Here is a 23,680-nt window from a genome sequence, read left to right on the forward strand (position 1 = left end):
GTGCGCTCCTTACGGCGGTGCGGGCGAGATCGGCGCGGTCCGGACCGGTCACGAGGTTTCGAGTTCGTTGTCGAGGTAGCCGAAGAGTTCGTCGTCGGTGGCCGCGGCGAGGTCGGATTCGGCGTCCGGGCTGTCGCTGGTGGCCCGCGCGTCGCTCCACCGGGCGAGCAGGGCGCGGAGTCGCAGGTCCGCCTTGGTGGCGGTGCCGTCGTCGGTGAGGGCGAGCAGCGCGCTCTCCAGCTGGTCGAGCTGGTCCAGCACGTCGGTGCCGGGCTCGGGTTCGGTGCGTGGGAGCAGCGTGAGCACGTGGCGGGTGATGGCGGTGGCCGACGGGTGGTCGAAGACGAGCGTCGAGGGCAGGCGCAGGCCGGTGGCGGCGGTGAGGCGGTTGCGGAGTTCCACCGAGGTCAGCGAGTCGAAGCCGAGGTCGCGCAGGGCGCGGGTGGGGTCGATCTGGGTGCCCGCGGCGTGTCCGAGGACCGCGGCGACCTGGGCGCGGACCAGTTCGAGGACGGTTTCCTCGCGGTCGGTGGCCGACTGGTCCGCGATGGCCCGCGCGAACGACACGGTCGGCGCGGGGGTGGCCGTGGTGGCGCGGTGGGCGGGGGTGCGGACCAGGCCGCGCAGGAGCGGGGGCAGGGTGTTGTCCGCCGCCTGGCGGCGTAGCGCGGGGGTGTCCAGGTGGACGGGGACCAGGGTGGGTCGGTCATCGTGGGTGGCCGCGTCCAGGAGGGCGAGGGCGTCGGGGGTGGGCAGTTCGCGGATGCCGGAGCGGCCGAGTCGGGCCCGGTCTCCGGCGTCGAGTCCGGCGGTCATACCGCTGGCGGCGGCCCACATGCCCCAGGCCAGCGAGGTGCCGGGCAGGCCGCGTGCGTGGCGGCGTTGGACGAGGGCGTCCAGTGTCGCGTTGGCCGCCGCGTAGCTGGCCTGGCCGGCGCTGCCGAGGACGCCGGCGGCGGAGGAGAAGACGACGAAGGCGGACAGGTCGGCGTCCTGGGTGAGCTCGTCCAGGTGGAGGAGGCCGTCGACCTTGGGGCCGAAGACGTGGTCGATCCGCTGGGGGGCGAGCGATTCCAGTACGCCGTCGTCGACGACGCCCGCCGCGTGGACGACGGCGCCCAGGGGGCGGTCCAGGGAGGCCAGCAGGGTGGCGACGGCGTCGCGGTCGGCGATGTCGCAGGCGGCGACGTGTACCCGGGCGCCCAGGGCGGTGAGTTCGTCGCGGAGTTCGGGCGCGCCCTCGGTGGCCAGGCCCTTGCGCCCGACCAGGACGAGGTGGCGTGCGCCCTGGTCGGTGACGAGGTGGCGGGCCACCAGGGCGCCCAGTGTGCCGAGGCCGCCGGTGACCAGGACCGGGCGGTCCACGTCGAGGGGGGCGGGCACGGTCAGGACGACCTTGCCGACGTGGCGGGCCTGGCTGAGGTGGCGGAACGCCTCGGGTGCGCGGCGTACGTCCCAGGCGCCTACCGGGAGCGGGGTCAGCGCGCCGGTCTCGAACAGGTCCAGCAGTTCGACCAGCATCTCCTGGAAGCGGTCGGGCCCCGGCTGGGTCAGGTCGAAGGTGGCGTACGTGACGCCGGGGGGCAGGTCGTCGACGTCGCGGACGTCGGCCTTGCCGAGTTCGACGAACCGGCCGCCGTCGGGCAGCAGGTCAAGGGAGCGGTCGGTGAACTCGCGGACCAGCGAGTTGAGGACGACGTGGACACCGCGGCCCGCGGTCTCGGCGGTGAACTTGTCCGCGAAGTCGGTGTCGCGCGAGGACGCCAGGTGTGTCTCGGGCACACCCATGGCTCGTAGGGTGTCCCACTTGGCGGGGCTGGCGGTCGCGAAGACCTCCGCGCCCCAGTGGCGGGCGAGTTGGACGGCCGCCATGCCGACGCCGCCGGTCGCGGCGTGGATGAGGACGGACTCGCCGCGTCGCAGGCGGGCCAGGTCGTGCAGGGCGTAGTAGGCGGTGAGGAAGACCAGGGGGGTGGCGGCGGCTCGGGCGAAGCTCCAGCCGGCGGGTATCGGGGCGAGCAGCTTGCGGTCGGTGACCGCCAGCGGCCCGAAGCCACGGGTGACCATGCCCAGCACGCGGTCTCCCGGTGCCAGGTCGGTGACGTCCGCGCCGACCTCGGTGACCACGCCGGCGGCCTCGCTGCCGAGTTCGGCCGCGCCGGGGTAGGAGTCGAGGGCGATGAGCACGTCGCGGAAGTTGACGCCGGTGGCGCGGACGGCGACGCGTACCTCGCCGGGCGCCAGGGGCGCGTCGGCCTCGGGGTGCGGGGTCAGGGTGAGGCCGTCGAAGGAGCCGCGCGGTTGGCTGTCCAACCGCCACGGGCCCTCGGTGGGCGGGGTGAGACGGCCGTCGGTGTCGGCGCGGGTCAGGCGGGGGGCGCTCACGCGTCCGGCGCGTACGGCCAGCTGGGTCTCGTCGCAGGCCAGGGCAGCGGGGACGAGGTGGGCGGACTCGGCGCTCTCGTCCAGGTCGAGGAGGGTGAACCGGCCGGGGTGCTCGGTCTGCGCCGAGCGCACCAGGCCCCACACGGCGGCCTGGGCCGGATCGGGTGTGCGGGTGTCGAGCGCGCCCCGGGTGACGAACACCAGGCGGCAGTGGGTGGTCCGCTCGTCGGCCAGCCACTCCTGGGCCAGGCGCAGCGCCCAGGTCACCGCCGCGCGGGCGGCCTGGCCCGGTGTGTCCCCGCCGGGCTCCGGCGGGGTCGGGCAGGGGGCGAGCAGGGTGGCGATGTCGTCCAGGGAGTCGACGTCGGGCACGGCCCTGGCGTCGATGCCCAGGGTGTCGGTGCCGAGGACGGCCAGTCCGGGCGTCGGGTCCTGGCCCGGGTCCAGGGGTGTCCACTCCAGGGCGAGCAGTGACTCGAGGGCGCGGGAGGCCGTCGTGGGCAGTTCCGTGGGCCGCATGACCAGCGATGCGACGCTGGCTACGGGCCGGCCGGCGGGGTCGGCGACGGCCAGCGCCATCGTGCCCGCTCCGGTGGGTGTCCAGCGCACGCGCAGAGTGGCGGCACCGGCGGCGTGCCGGCGTACTCCGGTGAAGCTGAAGGGGAGGCGGGGGCCGCCGCCGCTCTCCTCCAGGGTGCGGAGCACGGGGGCGTGGAGTGCGGCGTCCAGGAGCGCGGGGTGGAGGTGGAAGCCCGTGCTGTCGGCGTGGTCGGGCAGGGTGACCTCGACGTACACGTCCTGGTCCAGGCTCCAGGCGGCGCGCAGGGCGCGGAAGACGGGGCCGTAGGCGTAGCCGAGGTCGGTGAGGCGGTCGTAGACGTCGGCGGCGTCCAGCGGGGTGGCGCCCGGTGGCGGCCACGCGGCCAGTTCGGTGGCCGGCGTGTCGCTGGTGGTGAGCGTGCCGCTGGCGTGTTCGGTCCACGGTGTGTCCGGGTCGGCGTCCTCGGCTCGGGCGTGGACGCGGATGGCGCGGGTGTCGTCGTGGGGCGCGCCGACGGTGACGCGCAGGGCGAGGCCGCCGCGCTCGGGCAGGGCCAGTGGGGCGTGCAGGGTGAGCTCTTCGACCGTGTCGAGCCCGCAGTGGCTGGCGGCGTGGAGGGCCAGGTCGAGGAAGCCGGTGCCGGGGAAGAGGACGCGGTCGCCGACGCCGTGGTCGGCCAGCCAGGGTTGGGCGCTGGTGGCCAGGCGGCCGGTGAAGACGACGCCGTCGGAGTCGGGCAGTTCGACGGCGGCGCGCAGCAGCGGGTGGTCACCGGCGGCGACGCCGAGGGCGGCGGTGGCGCCCGCGCCGGCGGGCGCGACGGCCGCGGTGAGCCAGTACCGCTCGTGCTGGAAGGCGTAGGTGGGCAGGTCCACGCGCTCGCCCCGGCCGCCGAGGGCGGCGGCCAGGTCGAGTCGGGCGCCACGGACGTGGAGGGCGGCGGCGGCCAGGAGCAGGGCGTCGGGCTCGGGCCGGTCGGAGCGCAGGGTGGGGACGAACGCGGCGTCGGGGGCGCTGTCCTGGCCCATGGCGGTGAGCACGGCGCCGGGCCCGACCTCGACCATCGTCGTCACACCCTGGGCGACCAGGGAGGTGACGGCGTCGGCGAAGCGCACGGGCTGGCGCACGTGTCGGACCCAGTAGTCCGGCGAGGCCAGGGTGTCGGCGTCGACGGGGGCGCCGGTCAGGGTGGACACCAGGGGCAGGGTGGGCGGGTTGGCCACCGCGCTGGCGACGACGCGGCGGAACTCGGCCAGGATGGGCTCCATCAGCGGGGAGTGGAAGGCGTGGCTGACCCGCAGCCGGGTCACCTTGCGTCCCTGCCCCCGGAGTCGGTCGGCCAGGGCGAGTACCTCGCGGTCGGTGCCGGACAGGACCAGCGAGTGGGGGCCGTTGATCGCGGCGATGCCGACGTGCTCGGAGCAGTGCGGAGCGATCTCGTCCTCGGTGGCCTGCACCGCGACCATGACGCCGCCGGCGGGCAGCGCCTGCATGAGCGCGCCTCGGGCGGCGACGATCGCGCAGGCGTCGGCGAGCGAGAAGACGCCGGCCACGTGCGCGGCGGCCAGTTCGCCGATCGAGTGTCCGGCGAGCGCGTCGGCGCGCAGGCCCCAGGACTCCCACAGTCGGTAGAGGGCGACCTCGACGGCGAACAGGGCGGGCTGGGCGTACTCGGTGCGGTCCAGTGCGGCCTGGTCGTCGCCGAAGACCACCTCGCGCAGCGGCAGCGGCAGCAGCGGGTCGAGGTGGGCGAACACGGTGTCCAGGGCGTCGGCGAACACCGGTCGCGTCGCGTACAGCTCACGCCCCATGCCCAGGCGTTGGGCGCCCTGGCCGGAGAAGAGCACGGCGAGCCGGCCCCCGTCGGGTGTGCCCCGTACCACGGTCGGGTCGTCGGTGCCGGCGGCGACCGCCGCCAGGCCGGCGCGCAGGTGGGAGGTGGTGGCGCCGAGGACGACCGCGCGGTGGTCGAGCGCGGCCCGTCCGGTGGCCAGGGTGTGGGCGATGTCCACGGGGGACAGTGCGGCCCGCTGGTCCACGGTGTGCGCCAGGCGGGTGGCCTGCGCGCGCAGCGCGGTGGTGTCGCGGGCGGACAGTGCCCAGGCCAGCGGCCGGCCGTCGGCGGGCGCCGGGGTGGGACGGGCGGGCTCGGCGGCCTGTTCGAGGATGACGTGTCCGTTGGTGCCGCTGACGCCGAAGGCGGAGACGGCCGCCCGGCGGGGCCGGCCGGTCGCGGGCCAGGGCCGGCGCTCGGGCAGGAGCTCCACGGCGCCGGCGGTCCAGTCCACGTGCCGGGAGGGCCGGTCCAGGTGCAGGGTGCGGGGCAGTACGCCGTGCCGTAGGGCCTGCACCATCTTGATGACGCCGGCGATGCCGGAGGCCGCCTGGGTGTGGCCGATGTTGGACTTGAGCGCGCCCAGCAGCAGCGGTTGGTCGGCGGGCCGGTCCTGGCCGTAGGTGGCCTGGAGTGCCTGGGCCTCGATGGGGTCGCCGAGGCGGGTGCCGGTGCCGTGGCCCTCGACGGCGTCGACGTCTGCGGTGGTCAGGCCCGCGTTGGCCAGCGCGGCGCGGATGACGCGCTGTTGGGCGGGCCCGTTGGGCGCGGAGAGCCCGTTGGAGGCGCCGTCCTGGTTGATGGCGGAGCCACGGACGACGGCCAGCACCTGGTGGCCGTTGGCCCGCGCGTCGCAGAGGCGCTCCAGCAGGACCAGGCCGGCGCCCTCGCCCCAGCCGACGCCGTCGGCGGCGTCCGCGAAGGGCTTGCACCGGCCGTCGGGGGCCAGCCCGCCCTGGAGGCTGAACTCGGCGAACGGCGTCGGCGTCACCATGATCGCGGTGCCGCCGGCCAGGGCCATGGAGCACTCGCCCGAGCGCAGCGCCTGGAGTGCCAGGTGCAGGGCGACCAGCGAGGAGGAGCAGGCGGTGTCGACGGTGGCGGCGGGGCCGCGCAGGCCCAGGGCGTAGGCGATGCGGCCGGAGACGACGCTGAGGGCGTCGCCGGTCAGCCGGTAGCCGTCCATCTCGGGCGCCGCCTGCTCCAGGGTGCCCGCGTAACCCTGTGCCGAGGCGCCGATGAACACGCCGGTGAGGCTGTCGCGTACCGAGGAGGGGTCGATGCCCGCGCGCTCGAACGCCTCCCAGGCCAGTTCCAGGACCTGCCGCTGCTGGGGGTCCATGGCCAGTGCCTCGCGCGGGGCGATGCCGAAGAAGCCGGCGTCGAAGCCGCCCGCGTCCTCGACGAACGCGCCTTCCAGGGTGGTGCTGTGGCCCGCTTCCCGGGCGTCGGGCGCGTAGAGCCGGTCGGTGTCCCAGCCCCGGTCGTCGGGGAGCGGGCCGATCGCGTCGTGTTCGCCCAGGACGAGCGACCACAGGTCCTCGGGGTCGCGTACGCCGCCGGGGTAGCGGCAGCTCATGGCGACCACGGCGATCGGCTCGTCGGCCGCGCGCGCCGCGACCTGTCCGGGCGTGGCGTCCCGCCGTTCGCCGAGCACCACGGAGTGCAGGTGGCGGGCGAGCGCCTCGGGGGTGGGGTGGTCGAAGACGACGGTGGTGGGCAGGCGGGTGCCGACGGCGGCGTTCAGGCGCTTGCGGACCTCGATGGCCGTCAGCGAGTCGAAGCCCAGCTCGCGGAAGGCCCGGTCCGGGGTGACCGCCCCGGGCCCGTCGTGCCCCAGGACCGCCGCCGCGTGGCCGCGTACCAGGTCGAGCAGCAGGCGGTGTTGGTCGGCCTCGGTCAGGAGGGCCAGTTGGTCGGCCAGGGCCCCGCCGGTGGTGGGCTCGGGCGCGCTGTCCTGGGCGGCCAGCGCGATGACGTCGGGGATGTCGCCGATCAGCGGGCGGGAGCGGGCGGCGGTGAAGCCGGGGGCGAAGCGGGCCCAGTCGATGTCGGCGATCGTCAGGGCCGTCTCGCCGGTGGCCAGGGCGGTGGCCAGCGCGCCGACGGCGAGCTCGGGGCGCATGGGGCGCAGGCCCCGGCGGCGCAGTTGGTCGTTGAGGTCGCCGGCGGCCATGCCCGCGCCGGCCCACATGCCCCAGGAGAGGGAGGTGGCGGGCAGCCCGGCGGCACGGCGGCGGTGCGCGAGGCCGTCAAGGTAGGCGTTGGCCGCGCCGTACGCGCCGAGTTCGCCGCTGCCCCACACGGCGGACCCGGAGGAGAAGAGCACGAAGGCGTCGATGTCGCGCCCGGCGCACAGCTCGTCCAGGTGGGCGGCGCCGGCGGCCTTGGCGGCCAGGGCGTGCGCGAGGTCGGGTGTGCGGGTGTCGGCCAGCGGCAGGGCGGGGACGGTGCCGGCCGCGTGGAAGACCGAGCGGATCGGTGTGCCGTCGGCGTCGAGGCGGGCGAACAGGTCGGCCAGCGCGGCCCGGTCGGCCGCGTCGCAGGCGGCGAGGGTGGTACGGACGCCGAGCGCGGTCAGCTCGGCCTCCAGTTCGCGCGCGCCGGGGGCGTTGGCTCCGCCGCGGCTGGTCAGGACGAGGTGTTCGGCGCCGTTGCCGGCCAGCCAGCGGGCGACGTGGCCGCCGATGGCGCCGGTGCCACCGGTGATCAGCACGGTGCCCCGGGCGCGCCAGGCGGGTGCGGTGGCCGGCGCGGGCGCGGGGGTCAGGCGGCGCGCCACGATGCCGGAGGCCCGTACGGCCAGTTGGTCCTCGTCACCCTGGCCGGCCAGGACGGCGGCGAGTCGGGTGGCGGCCTTGGTGTCGGGGGTGGCGGGGAGGTCGACGAGGCCGCCCCAGCGGTCCGGGTGCTCCAGGCCGACGGCCAGCCCGAGTCCCCACGCCTGGCTGCGCGTGGGGTGGGTCAGCGGGTCGGAGCGCCCCACGGAGACGGCGCCGGAGGTGACCAGCCACAGCGGCGCGCCGATGCCGGCCGCGCCGAGGGCCTGGACCAGCGCCAGCGTGCCGGACAGCCCGCCGGGGACGACCGGCGCCCGGGGGTCGGGTCGCTCGTCCAGGGCCAGCAGGGACAGGACGCCGCTGGGGGCGGGGTCCAGGGCGCGCAGCGCCTCGGGCGAGCCGTCGCTGACCTGGACGTGGGCGCCGTGGGCGCGCAGCGCGTCGACGGCCGCCGCGTGCCAGGGGTGTGGGGTGTCGGTGGGCGCGTCGACCACCAGCCAGGTGCCGGTGAGGGTGGGTGTGGTCGGGGTGTCCAGGGGGCGCCAGGTGACGCGGTAGCGCCAGGAGTCGACGGCGGAGCGTTCCTGGGTGCGCCGTCGCCAGTCGGCCAGGCTGGGCAGGACGTCGGTCAGGGGCGCGTCGGCGGGCAGGTCCAGGGTGGTGGCGAGGTCGCCGCGCTCCACGGCGGCCCAGAACTCCGCCTGCGCGGGCTCGTCGCCCGACCGCGCGCGGGCGCTCTGGTCGAGCCAGAAGCGGCGGCGCTGGAACGGGTAGGTGGGCAGGTCCACGTGGCGTCCGGCGGGCACCACCTGGCGCCAGTCGAAGGGCAGGCCCTCCACGTACGCCTCGGCGACGGAGAGCAGGAACTGGTCCAGGTCGCCGTCCTCGCGTCGCAGCGTGCCCGCCACGACCGCCTCACCGCCGGTGGCGTCCAGCGTCTCGCGGAGCCCGAAGGCCAGTACCGGGTGCGGGGCGCACTCGACGAACGCGCCCGCGCCCCAGTCCAGGAGGCCGCGGGTGGCCTCCTCGAAGCGCACGGTGTCGCGCAGGTTCTGGTACCAGTACGCGCCGTCCACCTCGGGCCCGGTCAGCCACTGGCCGGTGACGGTGGACAGCATGGGGACGCTGGCCCGCGTCGGGCTCACCTCGGCCAGCGCGCTGGCCAGCGCCTCCCGGACGCGTTCGACGTGTGGGGAGTGCGAGGCGTAGTCGACGGGCACGCGACGGGCGCGCACCTCCTCGGCGGCGCACACCTCGACCAGCTCGTCCAGGGCGTCGGCGTCGCCGGCGACGACCACCGATCCGGGGCCGTTGATCGCGGCGACCGAGATCCGGCCGTCCCAGGCGGCGACGCGGCGTTCGGCCTCCTCGACCGAGGTCCCGAGCGAGACCATCCCACCCTGCCCGGAGAGCGCCAGGATCGCCCTGCTCCGCAGCGCCACCACCCTGGCGCCGTCGGCCAGCGACAGGGCGCCGGCGACACAGGCGGCGGCGATCTCGCCCTGGCTGTGTCCCACCACCGCGTCCGGCTCCACGCCGTACGAACGCCACAACTCGGCCAGCGAGACCATCACCGCCCACAACGCGGGCTGTACGACGTCCACCCGCTCCAGCGCCGCCGCGTCCGCCAGCACCTCCCGCAGCGACCACTCCACGTGGGGCGCCAACGCCTCGGCACACGCCTCCAGCGATGCCCGGAACACCGGCGAGGACTCGGCCAGCGTGAGCCCCATCCCCAGCCACTGCGAACCCTGCCCGGGGAAGACGAACACCACCTTGCCCACCGGCCGCGCCACCCCCACCGCCACCCGCGCGGGCTCGGCCGCCGCCACTCCCTGGGCCACCGAGGTCAGCGCGTCGACGCCACCGGACACCACCACGGCCCGGTGCTCGAAGGCCGACCGCGACAGCAGCGCGTCCGCCATCTCGACGGCCGGCAACTCCGTTACGCTGCGCACGAGTTGGGCGGCGTGGGCGCGCAGGGCGTCCGCCGTGCGCGCGGAGAGCACCAGCGGAACCGGCCCGGCTGTCGGCCTGGCCACCACCGAGGACTCGTCGGGTGCCTGCTCCAGGACGGCGTGCGCGTTGGTGCCACTGATGCCGAACGAGGACACACCCGCCCGTCGCGGGCGCCCGACCTCGGGCCACGGCATGGTCTCGGTGACCAGCGACACCGCGCCGCTCGACCAGTCCACGTGCGGGGTGGGCTCGGTGACGTGCAGCGTCTTGGGCAGTACGCCGTGCCGCAACGCCAGCACCATCTTGATCACACCCGCGACGCCGGACGCCGCCTGGGTGTGCCCGATGTTGGACTTGACCGAGCCCAGCCACAGCGGCCTCTCGGCCCGGTGCTCGCGACCGTAGGTGGCCAGCAGTACATCGGCCTCGATCGGGTCGCCCAGCCGGGTGCCGGTGCCGTGCGCCTCGACGGCGTCGACGTCGGCTGCCGACACACCCGCGTTGGCGAGCGCCTGCCGGATCACCCTGCGCTGCGCGGGGCCGCTGGGGGCGGTCAGACCGTTGGACGCGCCGTCCTGGTTGATCGCGGTGCCCTTGACCAGCGCGAGCACGGGGTGCCCGTGCCGCCGCGCGTCCGACAGCCGTTCCAGGAGGACCATCGTGGCGCCCTCGGCGAGACCGAAACCGTCCGCGCTCGCCGAGAACGCCTTGCACCGGCCGTCGGCCGCCAGCGCGCGCTGCCGGCTGAACTCCACGAACATGCCCTGCGAGGGCATCACCGTCACACCGCCCGCCAGCGCCAGCGAGCACTCGCCACGACGCAGCGACTCCACCGCCAGGTGCAGGGTGACCAGCGACGACGAGCACGCCGTGTCGATGGTGACGGCCGGGCCCGCGAACCCGAAGGTGTACGCGAGCCGACCAGAGGCCACGCTCGCGGTGTTGCCCGTGAGCAGGTAGCCCTCCAGGTCCGCGGGCGCCTCGTGCAGCCGGGGCCCGTAGTCCATCGTCATCGCGCCGACGAAGACACCCGCCGGCGTGCCGCGCAGGGTGGCCGGCTCGATGCCCGCCCACTCCATGGCCTCCCAGCCGATCTCCAGAAGCAGGCGCTGCTGGGGGTCCATCGCCAGCGCCTCACGCGGGGAGATCCCGAAGAACTCCGGGTCGAACTGGTGGACGTCGTGCAGGAACCCGGCCTCGCGCTGGTAGTAGCCGCCCGCCCGCTCGGCGTCCTCGTCGTAGCGCCCGTCCAGGTCCCAGCCCCGGTCGGTGGGGAAGGCGCTGACGCCGTCGCCCCCCTCGGACAGCAGCGCCCACAGGTCCTCGGGGCTGCGTACGCCACCGGGCAGTCGGCAGCTCATCGCCACGACGGCGATCGGGTCCTCGTCACCGGCCGCGCGGGCGGGCACCGGCTCGTCGTCCTCGACCGGCACGCCGCGCAGGGTGCGGTCGAGGTAGCGGGCCAGGCCGCGGCAGGTCGGGTTGTCGAAGACCGCCGAGACCGGCAGGCTCAGACCGGTGGCCACGTTGAGCAGGTTGCGCAGCGCCACCGCGCCCGCCGAGTCGACACCCAGCTCCAACAACGGCGCGTCCACGTCGACGACGGCCCGCGCGTCACCGCCGACGACGGCGGCGAGCTGCCCGCGCACCAGGTCGAGCAGGTACGCGTCCCGGTCGGCGGCCTCGGCGAGCCGGTCGGCCAGCGACGGGGCGGCCTTGACCCGCGGCGCCGCGTGCGACGGGTAGCCGGGCAGTGGCACCGGGCGTACGTCGCGCCCGGCGAACACCGCCTCCCAGTCGGGCGCGACACCGTGCGCGTACAGCTCGGCCAGCGCGGACATCGCCTGGTCGACGCCGCCGTGGTCGCGACGCAGCGTACCGACGGCGACGGCCGCCACGCCGGCGTCCTCGGCGCTCTCCTGCACGGCCCGGGTGAGTACGGGGTGCGGGCTGGGCTCCAGGAGCAGGTGGTGACCGGCGGCCAGGGCGGCGCGCGTGGCGCGCTCGAAGTCGGCGGTGTGGCGCAGATTGCGGCACCAGTGGTCGGCGGTGAGCGTGAGCGGGTCGACGCGCCCGCCCGTGGTGGCCGCGTAGATCGGCACCTGGCTCGCGCGGGGCGCGATCGGCGCGAGGTCGGCGCGCATCGCGTCGAGCACGGCGTCGACCTGACGGCCGTGCGCGGCGAGGCGGATGGCGATGCCACGGGCCTTGACGCCATCGGCGGTCAGCTCGGCCAACAGCGCGTCGGCGGCGTCCTCGGCACCGGAGACCAGCACCGAACCGGGGGCGTGCACGGCGGCGAGGTCCAGCCCGTCGTAGCGGGTCAGCCGCTCGCGCACCTCGTCGGCGGAGGCCAACACGGAGAGCATCACGCCGCGTTCGAGCAGATGTGTCTGGGCCCGGCCGAACAGGGCCACGGCCCGCGCGCCGTCTTCGATCGACAGCGCGCCCGCGACCGTCGCGGCCGGGATCTCACCGACACTGGAGCCGATCACGGCCCCGGGCAACACACCCCAGGACCGCCACAGCGCGGACAGGGCCACCATCATCGCCCACAGCGCGGGCTGCCCGACGTCCGGCCGATCCAGCGAGGGTGTGTCGGTGCTGCCGCGCAGGACGTCCAAGACGGGCCAGTCCACGTACGGCGTCAGGGCCTCGGCGCAGGCGTGCAGTCGCTCGGCGAACACCGGTGAGGTGGCCAGCAGTTCATCGGCCATGCCCAGCCACTGCGGCCCGTGCCCGGGAAAGACGAAGGCGGGGCCGGCCGTGCCGAGCGGGGTGGGCCCGCCGGTTAGGAGTCCGGGCACCGGGCGGCCCTCGCTGACGGCGAGAAGCCCGTCGGTGAGCTGGGCGCGGTCGGCGCCGACGAGCACGGCGCGCCGGGCGAGGGTGGGACGGGTGGTGGCCAGGGAGTAGGCGAGGTCGGCGAGCGGGAGGGTGGGGTGGTCCCGCAGCAGGGTGTGCAGGTCGGCGGCGCGCGCTCGCAGCGCATCCGGGCTGTGCGCCGACAGGGTGAGGGGGACGGTGGGCCCGTCCGGTACGGCACGTCCGGGCTCGGGCCTGCCCGCCTGGCGCGCGGCCTCGACCAGGGCCGGGACGCTGGTGGGCCACGGGTGGGCGGCGCCGAGCCGGTAGGCGAAGGGTGCGGTCCGCACACCGTTCCCACGCGCTAACACGGCAAAGGCGCCGCCCGCCCCGACGAGTGCCAGATCGCACGCGTCGGCTCGCAGGGCGGTGACCGCGTCGGTGACCGGTTCGTGCCCGACCCGACAGGGGCCGCGCAGTCCGAGCACGCGCGCCAGCTCGCCCGCGTCGTCGTCGCCCATCTCGTCGGCGGCCAGGAAGACCCCGGCGTTGGCCCGGTCGGACGCGCCGATGCCCGCGTCCTCACAGGCCCGCCACGCCGACTCGTACTCGGTCGCGCGGTCCGCGGGTATGTGCTGACCGATCAGCTCGGTGAGCACGCCGGAGGTGAGCATTTCCCGCATCGGCGCGACATGCGCGGTCCCGATGACGACGACAGTGCCGGTGACCACTCGTCAGTTCCCCTCTTGCATGAACCCTGTGCCGGGGCACCACGAACGACACGGAGCGTCAGCGAATTGACGCCCCGGGAGGTTGTGTTGGGTACGCGGAAGGCCCGCACGAGGTCAGTGAGGTGCGAAGCCCGCGGTCCGGTGCCAGTGCCGACAGTATCCGCATGATCGTTGCCCGAACCACCCTCTCTTCCTGCGGTTATTGAGAGCGATTTGACACATTTCTACTGCCACGTAGCGTGCGCTGACCGTTCGACATGAACACCACAGATACGCGACAGCGAAGGACACGAGGCGGCTCCACCTGGCACTTTTATGTCGACTTCACGCGCGCAACACTCGACGCGAAGTCATTTCATGCATCACGCAAAGTTATCGAGGGAGCGTACTGATCGGTCACACGACGCCCGATTAGGGTCTTCCGCGTTCCGATTCGTGACCGCTTTATGTTCGTGCCTGCTCGCCCCGGTTTCGCCTCGCACGTCCCGCCCCCCGTCACCTGACCAGCCAGTCCGAAACGCCCCGATCAGCACCACACATCCGAATCGACGCCATAGTTCAGCAAGGCGTTACCGTCCGCAAGCGTGGCGGACTTGCAAAACTCGCCAGAAGACACTCAAGGAAAGATGAGAAACGAAAGAAATACGCGTTCACTTGCTCGCCGCGAGGACACCGACCGTCCTCGGATGACCGCATCGATCAAGTGGATGCACGGGACCACACGACAGGCGCGAACACCTCCGCGCACCACCCCACGCGCCATGCCGAGCGCTCCCTTCGGAGCGCGAGCGACCACCTTCCAGGCGCCTCGGACCACGACAGCCTCGCCCGACCCACGCGAAGTGCTGGCCGAGACGGGGCTCGGCCAGCACTGGGGAGACGCGGGAGGGTTGCTCCGTGGGGTGGCGGCGCGGGGCGCCCTGATGGGTGTCGGCGGCGCGTTACGGGTGGGGCACGGGTGGGCGGAACCTGTAAGGTCGCAAACGTGAATCGGGGGCTTGGCGGGGGCCGTTCCGGCCGAGGGCTGGGTGGAGGGCTCACCCTGCGCGTGGGGGGGCTGACTCCGCTACGACGTGATCTTGGTTCGCACACCCGGGACGTCGAAGGTGGCGACGGGTTGGCCGTCGGCGGTTCGACACTCTCTCAGGGTGAGCCTCTTCAGTTCTTCAAGCCGCGCGAAGGCGCCCCCGTCGTACGGCACGACACACCTGAGCAGATCCAAGTGCTCTAGGGCGGGTGGGCTGCTCCGGTGGCAGTTGAGCCAACTCCGCACGTCCTGCCAGGCGAAGGTCAGGCGCCGGAGCGTGGCCATCCCGCCCAGTTCGTCAAGGTCGGGCGACTCGACCGGCCCTGTCAGAGCTGGCGGTCCCACAAGAATCAGCCCCTTCAGGCGATTTAGCCCACGGAGCGGACTCAGATCGCATGCGGTATCGGGCAGCACCAAAGCGAGGAATTCCAACCCAGGGATCAAGAGGAGCCCGCTAAGGTCCTGCCCCGCAGATACGTGAACTGTCAAGCTAGTCAACCCGGCAAGGCCCGCGAGAACTGAGGCGTCCCGCATCGGATAGAACACAACTAGATCAACCAAAGGCCCCAGTCTCGCTGCCGCCCTCATCTGCCCGGGATGAGCAAGCCTCACCTGCCGATCCTCCACCGGCACCCGAGACAGCACGCGATCAACGTAAAGATCAGCATCGAAGTAGACCCATGCACCAATGAACGCCTCGACGACCCCGCCCCGCTCATCCCCCACGTACCCCTCCAGCAGCGCGAGGGCTTCCTCTCCCCCGATCAGCGCCACGGTCCGCACCGTCTGTGCGGCGGACTTCTCCGTCAGCCCGGCCAGCGACCGAGGCAGCCAGCGCAGCAGACTCGTCCCCACCGCCGCCAACGCCGGCGGGTCCGTCATACGTCGCGCCGGGAGCACCCGCTTCACCGCCTGGTCGACCCGCCCCGCCAGCTCCTCCGACATGGCGGGCAGCGTCTCCTGGCAGGATGCCGCGAGCAGTCGGAGCCGGCGCGCGTGCCGGGGTTCCCGCTCGGCCCGGTCGAGGATGCCGCCGAGCAGTTCCTCACGCTGGCGGGTGGTGGCGTGGCCCGCGACCATGATGAGGGTCTCCCGCCACAGGTCCAGATGGGCCCGGCCGACGAGGTTGCCGATGCGGTCCTCCTCCGTGGCCTCCTTGGCCGCGAGGTACTCCTGGAACGTGCGGTGCACGAAGTCCAGCCGCCCCTGGGCGGGGGAACGCAGAATCCCGGAGCGGTGGCGCAGCTGTTCCAGGACCTGTTCGCCGTCGAGTGCGTCCAGGTGTCGCATCGTCCGCAGCTTCGCCGACACGTAGCCGGCCGCCTTCGCCACGTCGATCTCGCTGCGGTTGTTGTCCGAAAGGCGCCAGGCGAGGTCCCGCAGGATGACCAGCTTGTCGCCGAGGCTGAGCGTGCTGTCCACGGCGCTCGGTACGTTGCGGTCCGCGTCCCGCTCGTGTACCAGGGTGTGCAGGGCGTTGCGGTACAGCTCCATCCGGTCCCTCGGAAGCTGGCGCCCCCGGTTGAGGTGCATGGCGCACAGCATGGCGGCCAGCAGGGGTGTGCCGGCCAGCGACTGGAGGTGTGCCCGGTCCTTGAGGCTGGCCAGCAACGCCTGCTCGTACCGTGGCACCTCCTCGACCGGGATCGGCAGCTCGTCGCCCAGCTCGCGTACGGCCTGGTGCCACTGCCGTACGAAGGCGGCCAGGTCCGGCGGCGTCATGCGGTCCAGGTGGAGCGAGGTGAAGCCCTCGCGACGCAGCCAGTCCGCGCCGGCCGCGGCGGGGCGCGAGGTGACGACCACCCGTACGCCCTCGTACGCGTCGAGCAACTTGCGCAGCCACACCCGTACTGCCCGTCGTTCGCGGTCGAGCAGTTCGTCCACGCCGTCGATCAGCAACAGCACGCCACCACCGTCGAGCTGGCGTTCCACCCACCCCCTCGGCATGACTCCACTGATGGGACCGGCGACACCGTCCACCATCCCCTCAGGGCCGGGCAGCGCGCCGCCGCTGTACTCACGTAGCTTGATGAGAATCGGGGTGAGTCCGTTCCACGCGGCCAGCTCTCCGTGGAAGGAACCCCGCGCGGCCATGACAGCCAGCCAGCGCAGCAGGGTGGTCTTCCCCGAGCCCGCCTCACCGCGCAGCAACACCTTCGCCCCGCCACTCAACGCGGCCTCGACCCGCTGTCCGGCGCTCCCGACATCGCCCCCGTCCTCCCACCGGCTCATGTCGGGCCGGAGCGGGAGCAACGCGCGGACCGCGCTCCGCTGCCCGCCGTCACCCCCGGTGGTCCGTAGGCTGACGTACGCCACAGACAGCCGGACGCTCGGCGCGCTCGCCTGGTCGGTCGTGCGGCGGAACAGCTCCACCTCGTCCAGGTCCCGGCTGACCAGCTCCAGGTACCGGCGCCGGAAGTCCGTGTCGTGGTCCGTGCCCTCCGGGGCGAACAGCGAACGGTCGGGCAGGCGCTCCAGGATGCGCGCCACCTCCGCCCCCAGGGTCGCCGTGCGGGCCAGTAGCTCCGCCGCGGCCCGCCCCTCGAAGACCGGCAGGTTGCGCACGATGCGCACGTAGTACTCGACGCACTCGGCGAAGAGCGCCTCGTACAGTCTGGACTCCGCCTCGCTCAGTCCGACCGGCGGGCTGACGGCGCGGACGATGCGGCGTACCAGCGCCGCCGGTTGGACGTTGACGGCGAGCAGTTCGCCGTCCGTCAGGTCGGCCTGGGACAGCGTGTCGACCACACCGTCCAGCACCGCCTGTTGGCCACCCTCGTCCAGCCGCTGGAACGCATGCCGCAGGTGCGGCTCCAAGCGGTCGTACACCGCGTTGGTGATCTGCTCGAACTGCTGCCGCACCTCGCGCTGGAACCGGAGCCCGGGCACCCGCACCCGCACCAGCTCGTCCATCTCCAGCAGGCGTTCCTGTTTCTCGCGCCGGCCACCCAGCCACAACTGGGCCGCCGCGTTGACCACCGTTCCGCTCAGTCGTAACACCGCAGCTTCCACCACCACGCACCTCTCCCCGGGACGAATCCCGGCATTGTGGCAGCGGGCCCGGCGGCCTTCCCTGCGAACCGGACAACCCGCACACCCGCCGACCGTCGCCGCGCCACCCGGTCCCGCAGTTCACGACCCGATGAGTCACATGACTCGCCAGAGGATCGATTTGACGCTCAACAACCGCGCTACGTCCACACGTTGAGGCGCTTTCCAGGAAAGGGCATCGAGCTCTACCCCGCCACCTGATCTCCAACTCCACTCTTTTGGGCGTCTGTTGAGGCGATACCGGGTACCTATGCTTGCATGGACGGTGCGGCCGATTCCCATACGGGAATCGTGTGCACCGTCGTTCGGCTAGCACGACCAGACATGAGCGAGGGAGCAATGACGATCGAGAACGGCACCCCAGCGGGTGAGATCAAGGGCGTGACCTGGCTGAAGGCGCAGGCGAGCGTCGGCATGGGCGAGTGCGTGGAGATGGCCGGCCTGCCAGGGGGAGAGGTCGCCGTGCGGAATTCGCGGCACCCCGAGGGCCCGGCGCTGATCTTCACCAGGGCTGAGCTGCGTGCCTTCCTGGACGGCGCGAAGGGCTCGGAATTCGACCAGCTCGCCCGCTAACGGCAGAACACAGAGCTACGCTCTGGCCATAGTTTGCGGCGGCGGACGTACGCCCGGCACTCTGGGGGCCATTAATATGCCTCTTGAGTACTCGGAGTTGGTATGTCCGCCGCTCGCAAGGCCCAACCCGCTTCTGACGCGTCCGTCATCCGGATACAGACCTCGGACGAGCAGCGCCCCGCCGGTCGACTCCTGGGCGACGAGCTGCGCTACCACCGTGAACGCCTCGGCTACACCCTCGCCGACGCGGCACGCGCGATCCGGGCCTCCACCTCCAAGGTGAGCCGACTGGAGCGGGGCGAGAGCCCGGCCAAGCCCCGGGACGTACACGACCTCACGGTCTTCTACGGCCTCACCCGCGAGCAGCGCAGCCAGATCGACCAACTCCTCGCCCAGGCCGGCAACGCCGACCTGTACGCCCGCTTCGCGGACGTCACCCCCAACTTCCTCAAGCGCCTGATCCGCCTGGAAGCCGCGGCGGACAGGATCTCGGTCTTCGACCCGCACGTGGTGCCAGGGTTGCTCCAGACCGAGTCGTACGCGCGGGCGTTGGTGCGGATGATGGAGATCGGGCTCCCGGACGCCGACATCGAGCGCGTGGTCAGCCTGCGCATGCAACGCCAGCTCGCCGTCGAGCAGGGGGGCCGCGCCCTGGACGCGCTCATCGCGGAGGAGGTACTGCTCCGGGGGTACGGCTCGCCGGAGGCGATGGCGGAACAGATCCGCCTGCTGCTGAAGGTCACCCAGACGACCCGGTTCAACATCCGCATCGTCCCCAAGGGCGCACTGACCCCGCCCTACCCGATCTTCCACCTGTCGTTCGCCGACGGGGACTTCCAGGAGCTGGCCTACGTGGAGCATCTCGACGGGGCGAACTACGTCACCCAGAAGCGCCAGCTCGACAAGTACCGCAAGCTGCTTCTCAACGTGCGAGCCAACGCCTACGACCGGAAGAACAGCACGTTATCGCTGATGGAAGCCCTCGATCACTGGGAGCACGAAGCCGTCGAGAAGCAGTCTGGTCCCACGGCACCGTGAACCGGAACCACCGCGCGACGGCTTCCGTGCCGTCGGCTCACCCGGGTACGCGCCCGACGCCACCCCACTCCACCCAGTCGGTGGGACGCAGGTGCGGGGGAGGCGGCGGTGAGTCCGGCCGCCAGTCGATCACGTCGACCAACCCCGGCTCCTGGATCTCCAGGGTCTCGAAGTACCGTCGCACCTCGTGCGGCTCCCGGACCCGCCCCCAGTTCCCCTGGGTGGCGCCCTCCATGAGCTGGGTGACGCCCTGTCGTACGGCGGCGTCGTCACTGACCAGTTGGCAGATGACCATGTAGCTGCCGGGGACGAGGTGGCTGGCGACGGTCCGTATCAGGGCGGCGGGGTCGCGTTCGTCGTCGGTGTCGGGCAGACAGTGCAGCACGGACACGAAGAGGACCGCGATGGGCTTGTTCCAGTCGAGGAACTCCGCGGTGGCCTGCTTGATGTCGTGCGTGCGCCGCATGTCGTAGTCGAGGACCATGGTGTCCTCGTTGTCGTCCAGCGCCGTGTACGCATGGGCGAGGACCATCGGGTCGTTGTCCACGTAGACAACCTTGGAACCCGGCCGGGCCCGCTGCGCCACCTCGTGGACGTTGTCCTGGGTGGGCAACCCGGAGCCGTGGTCGAGGAACTGGGAGATGTTCTTCTCGGTGGCCAGAATGCGCACCACACGCCGGAGGAAATCCCTGTTCGTACGCGCGAGTTGCTGGGTACTGGGCGCGATCCTCAGCAGTTCGGTGCACGCGTCGCGGTCGACTTCGTAGTTCTCCGTGCCCCCCAAAAGCCAGTCGTACATGCGAGCGGCGCTGGCATTGCTGGTGTCGATGAAGCGAGTTTGAGGTTTCTCCTCGGCCATGCACACTCCTGTGAGGCCCGGTACGGGCTGGGTGTCCTGGATGTAGGGGCCCATCTTAGGAGTCCGTGCGGCAGTCGGCTAGTCACTCAAAGGGGCCACCAGGAAGGCCAGTTACCCGTGTGCGTGTATGCCTCGAGGGATCCGGCGCACGCCCCCCGCCAGGGCGGAGTGCGCCGGTCACGTCCCCCCTTCTCAATGACCCAGCGTTCTCCCGAAATCCCGCTCGGCCCCGCGCAGCAGGGCGCGCCCGTCGTGTCCGGTCAGGCCCATCAGGCTGGCAGCCTGGTCGACGGGCATCCGGAGCCGGTGGCGCAACAGCATGATGTCGGCCTGGTCGCCACGGAGAACCGTGTGGTACTCCCCCGCCCGCACCCGCTCGCGCCACATCCGGTGCTCGGTCGCGCCACGCAACCCCGCCCACACCCGGGCTGCCGGACAGGCGCTGCCGAGCACCGCGAGCCAGTGTGCCGCCAACGCGTCGAAGACGGCGTCCACGCAGGCCCGCGCCTGGGCCTGGTCGTCGATCCTGGCCTGCGCGTAGCGGAGGTAGGCGTCGCGGTGTGCTTCGCGGAAGGCGGTCAACTCCAGTTCGCGCGCGGGCGGGCGGGACACGCCGCGGCGGTGGTCGGTCACGACCGGTCCTCCTCCTCTCCGGTGACGGGCCGCCCGGCTCGCGTGGCCTCGTCCGAGGGCCCGGGGCGCTTCGGTTCGACCCCCAGCCCGATCAGGAGGTCCCGCAGCGGTGGCCAGTCCGGCACCGCCCGCCCCTCGACGAGGGCCCGCAGGTCAGCCGCGTCGGAGTGGGGCAGCGAACCCGCTGTCACCTCGATGTGCCGTGCCGCCTGCTGGGCACCTCGCAACGCCTCGCCTAGGTCGCGCAGGGCGGTGCCGAGGGCCTCGACGGCCGCACCCGCCTCCGGTGACGCGGACCGCTGGCCGGGCGTGGCACGGGAGGGTGGGCGCGGGGCCTTTGGGTGGGCCGGGTACGTCGGTTGCGTCGGGACCCGGGGGACGCGCGCCGCCACCATGCGGGAGACCCGCACACCGCCCCACCGGGCCCGGGCTGACGCCTCGCTCACACCGAGCTCGGGCGCGATCTCACCCCAGGTACGCCCGCGATGGCGCGCCGCGTCCACGGCGACGGCGGCCAGACAGTCCGCGTCCTCGCGAATCCCCTCGGCCAACTCCAACGCGGCGGCGAGCTGCTCGATGTGGATGGCCCGCAACTCCCGTGCGCGTGCGGCGAGGTCGGCCACGATCGCGTCCCAGGCGTCGCGTGGCGGCATCGAACCGCCCCGGCCGTGGTCGCGTCGCCGCTGCGCCCTGCGACGACACGGCACACCGCAGTAGTCCCGTGGCCGCCCGCCCCCTTCGGAGCGCTGGAGTGCCTTTCCGCAGTACGCGCACCGCGCCTCTGGTCCTAACGCTGCCATGGGAACTCCCTTCGCCGACCCACATGTGGTTGCCCGCCGCGCCGAGGGGCTCCAGCGGTCACCGGCGGGGGCGTGCCGCGCGAGCCCGGCCAGCCGTGAGCGGGGCGAGACCCGCGCGAGGGTGACCCGCACGACGGACGTGGTGAGGGTGACGGTCGGAGCCGCCCGCCGGACACGCCAGCGGACGTGGCAGGGGCAACGGGCCACGCGGCGCGCCCGGTTGGGGCGATGTGGCTGTGGCCGGTGGCGTGCGGGAGCCCCGGCCCGGCCGTGGCTCGGCGGCCTGGGGCGGCGCGAGGCGCGCGGCGGGTCGCAGGGGGGCGGCGGTCGTCCGCCCGTCGAGGGGGAGGCGCACGGTCGCACGCGTCCACGAGGTGTTCTTTACGAGGCCCCGCGTTTCGCGGTTGTCCGGGGCAGGGATAATGTCGAGGGGAATCGCCGAGGTAGCAATTGCCTGCTCCCGGCCTTCTCCATGGGTCACGGCCAGTCCTTTCTGTGATTGTCGACGACCCGTCAAGTGGCCTCGGGTGGCAGCCCGGGGCCACTCCCATTTCCAGCCCGCCATCGGCCGGCTGCGTTAACCATTCCACCATATCGTCAGAGACGCCTATCGATCTGCGATCGCGACTTTCCCGCCATGCAAGGCCGTCTATCTTGCAATCCCTCGACGCGGCGATCCGGGGAGATCATTCACCGATCTCTTCCCATCGGATCCTTTGCCTTTTCCTCTGAGAGTGATCGAGTTCCGCCGTCACATCCTGATCGATAGGGCGCTACTTTTGACAACCTCCCTGACGAGAGCGCCTGCCGAGGCTTCCGCCCGACTCACTCCGGACGCACACAAGAGGAATCATCACGTCCCTCCGCCGCGTCGCGTGCGAATGGGAAAATTGCAAAGCCGCAGCCGCAAATTCCGACGCCGAGCGATCCGCCTCGCCGGACCGGGCAGACGGGAGTCCGCTGGTGCCGTCCGGGATCAACACGGCTTCACTTGGCAAATATGCGGCGCGGACCACCAGGGGAGGAACAGCCGAGCTCATCCGTGACGCGATGCTCAATTCGCCCGCTTGAACGACTCCCCTGACCGCGAACGCCCGATCGCCGGCACCCCGCCCCAGGCCAGCCCGGACCTGCACACCGCATCACCTCCGGGACCACACGCCCGAGGGGCCCGACGTCGAGCCCGGCCCAGGACGCCCGACGGGCGGCGGCGCGGCGGTTCGCGGTCCGCGCGGTGGCGACCCGACGCGCGGGGCGCACGCCACCTCGGGCGAGTGGGACGCGGGGCGGCCGGCACGCGGCGCCCGCGTCACACGGGGCACGGACACGGGCACAGGCACGAGCGCAGGCACGGAGGAGGGCGCGGGCGCAGGCACGGGACGCGCGGGGTCGGCACAGTGCGGCGGGCCCGACGCACGGCGTCCGGGCGGACGGTCCGCTCGGCGGGCGCTCGTACCGAGGGAGAGGCCGGTACGGGACCGAGCCGGGGCCGGGTGGGGTGGGGCGAGGCCGCGCTGGACGAGGCGGGGGCGGGTGGGGTGGTGGTAATCGTCGGCCCCTCGCGCGCATCGGGTCCGGGCGGCGGGGGGGTGGCACCAACGCGACGTCACGCCGCAGGGGGCACACAGGCACACAGAGCCCGACAGACGCCGCGTATACGGCCGCACCGGGGGCGGCTTCGGCCGCGCGGGCGGCGGTGGTGAAGGCGAAGGTGCGCCATCGTCGCGCCGATTCGGTGGCTGGTCCCGGACCCCGGTCCGTGCCGGGACCCATAACATTACCGAGGAGTCGGGTGGCGCGGCCCGATCGTCGATATTCGAGGCGCTTTCGGGGCACAAAGAGCCCCTGCGGCGGATATGACTGCCAAATCCCCTCAACACTCCGGCTATCCGGTCACGGCCACCGGGGCGTCGAAATACCGCCCGGACGGCGACGACCTGCGCCTTCCAGCACCCGACACAGCGCAATCCGAATCCCACGAGCCGAATCACGGTGTCACCGACAGGGATTGGCGAGGGGCGGATACCGCACCGATCCGGATGTCGGCCGCCGCCGGCGGACAACACGTGTCCAGTGGGCTCATGGCATGGGATAGAACGAAGCAAGTTCACGAATCTCCTGCAAAAGACACATACTTAGCTGCCGGTACCACGCAACGACCAGGACACCTACGACGTGGCCAGTTAAGCCATTGGCCGGCATTACGACACCTTGCCGCCGCCATACCAGTGCTTTATGGTTCTGGCTCGCAGCGGAGACAGGCAGCCTGATCCCGCTACGACCACGCCCATCGCCGTTCCGGCCGCGGCGCCTCGTCATGACCTCGCGACCTGCGGAATCGAATCCGACACTCCGCGTGCTTCAGCGGTGGAAATCGGGTTCGTGGGGCGTACAGCGATGTTCAACGCACCCACTTTCCGGGGACGTGGCCGTTCCGGCGGACCACCTGGTCGCCGCCTCCCCGGCGGAGTACGACCCGTAGCGCCGGATAAAGGATCACGACAGCCGTCTGGGGGCCGCGGCGGCACGAGGCCACCCGCGTCCGTACGGCACGTCCGTGACGGCGCCGTCTGAGGTGCGGAATCACCCGGTCGTCGTCGCGACACGACGCCGCGGGCGTTCTCGATCCGCGTGGGAATGAGCGCGTGGAAGGGGTCTCGGGAA

7 protein-coding genes are annotated in these 23,680 nt (G+C 72.8%); 2 read left to right on the forward strand and 5 right to left on the reverse strand.

Annotated features, from left to right (window positions below):
- Nucleotides 1–48 precede the first annotated feature (48 nt).
- Both ACFVFR_RS02710 and ACFVFR_RS02715 read right to left on the reverse strand, forming a co-directional pair.
- On the reverse strand, nt 49–13,035 hold the full coding sequence (locus ACFVFR_RS02710; protein ID WP_383697421.1) for a type I polyketide synthase: 12,987 nt from the start codon (nt 13,033–13,035) through the stop codon (nt 49–51).
- A 1,066-nt stretch (nt 13,036–14,101) separates the two neighbouring features.
- The gene (locus tag ACFVFR_RS02715) at nt 14,102–17,080 is read right to left on the reverse strand and encodes an NACHT domain-containing protein (RefSeq protein ID WP_383697423.1); all 2,979 of its coding nucleotides are present in this window, start codon (nt 17,078–17,080) and stop codon (nt 14,102–14,104) included.
- 357 nt (nt 17,081–17,437) lie between these two features.
- Between ACFVFR_RS02715 and ACFVFR_RS02720 the strand changes: the two genes are divergently transcribed.
- Together ACFVFR_RS02720 and ACFVFR_RS02725 are read left to right on the forward strand one after the other, a co-directional pair.
- Nucleotides 17,438–17,686, forward strand: coding sequence for a DUF397 domain-containing protein (locus tag ACFVFR_RS02720; RefSeq protein WP_383697425.1), 249 nt, complete (start codon nt 17,438–17,440; stop codon nt 17,684–17,686).
- A 102-nt stretch (nt 17,687–17,788) separates the two neighbouring features.
- Complete coding sequence (locus tag ACFVFR_RS02725) at nt 17,789–18,724, forward strand: helix-turn-helix domain-containing protein (RefSeq protein WP_383697427.1); 936 nt, start codon at nt 17,789–17,791, stop codon at nt 18,722–18,724.
- A 37-nt stretch (nt 18,725–18,761) separates the two neighbouring features.
- Here ACFVFR_RS02725 and ACFVFR_RS02730 read toward each other — a convergent pair whose 3' ends face one another.
- The 3 genes from ACFVFR_RS02730 to ACFVFR_RS02740 all read right to left on the reverse strand — a co-directional run bounded on the left by ACFVFR_RS02730 (nt 18,762) and on the right by ACFVFR_RS02740 (nt 21,016).
- Nucleotides 18,762–19,583 (reverse strand): SAM-dependent methyltransferase, encoded by an 822-nt coding sequence (locus tag ACFVFR_RS02730; RefSeq protein ID WP_383697717.1) that lies wholly within the window; start codon nt 19,581–19,583, stop codon nt 18,762–18,764.
- Between the two features lie 192 nt (nt 19,584–19,775).
- Entirely contained in the window at nt 19,776–20,216 is a 441-nt protein-coding gene (locus ACFVFR_RS02735; protein ID WP_383697429.1) for a hypothetical protein, read from the reverse strand.
- Nucleotides 20,213–21,016 carry a hypothetical protein gene (locus ACFVFR_RS02740; protein ID WP_383697431.1) on the reverse strand — a complete coding sequence of 268 codons (804 nt, stop codon included), beginning with the start codon at nt 21,014–21,016 and terminating at the stop codon, nt 20,213–20,215. The genes ACFVFR_RS02735 and ACFVFR_RS02740 overlap by 4 nt, the downstream gene beginning before the upstream one ends.
- Nucleotides 21,017–23,680: the final 2,664 nt, after the last annotated feature.

This window comes from Streptomyces sp. NPDC057702 (assembly GCF_042799315.1).
GTDB lineage: Bacteria > Actinomycetota > Actinomycetes > Streptomycetales > Streptomycetaceae > Streptomyces.

Coding starts and splice junctions, on each gene's coding strand:
- ACFVFR_RS02720 (WP_383697425.1), top strand. CDS start 17,438: ATGAGCGAGGGAGCAATGACGATCGAGAACGGCACCCCAGCGGGTGAG.
- ACFVFR_RS02725 (WP_383697427.1), top strand. CDS start 17,789: ATGTCCGCCGCTCGCAAGGCCCAACCCGCTTCTGACGCGTCCGTCATC.
- ACFVFR_RS02730 (WP_383697717.1), bottom strand. CDS start 19,583: ATGGCCGAGGAGAAACCTCAAACTCGCTTCATCGACACCAGCAATGCC.
- ACFVFR_RS02740 (WP_383697431.1), bottom strand. CDS start 21,016: ATGGCAGCGTTAGGACCAGAGGCGCGGTGCGCGTACTGCGGAAAGGCA.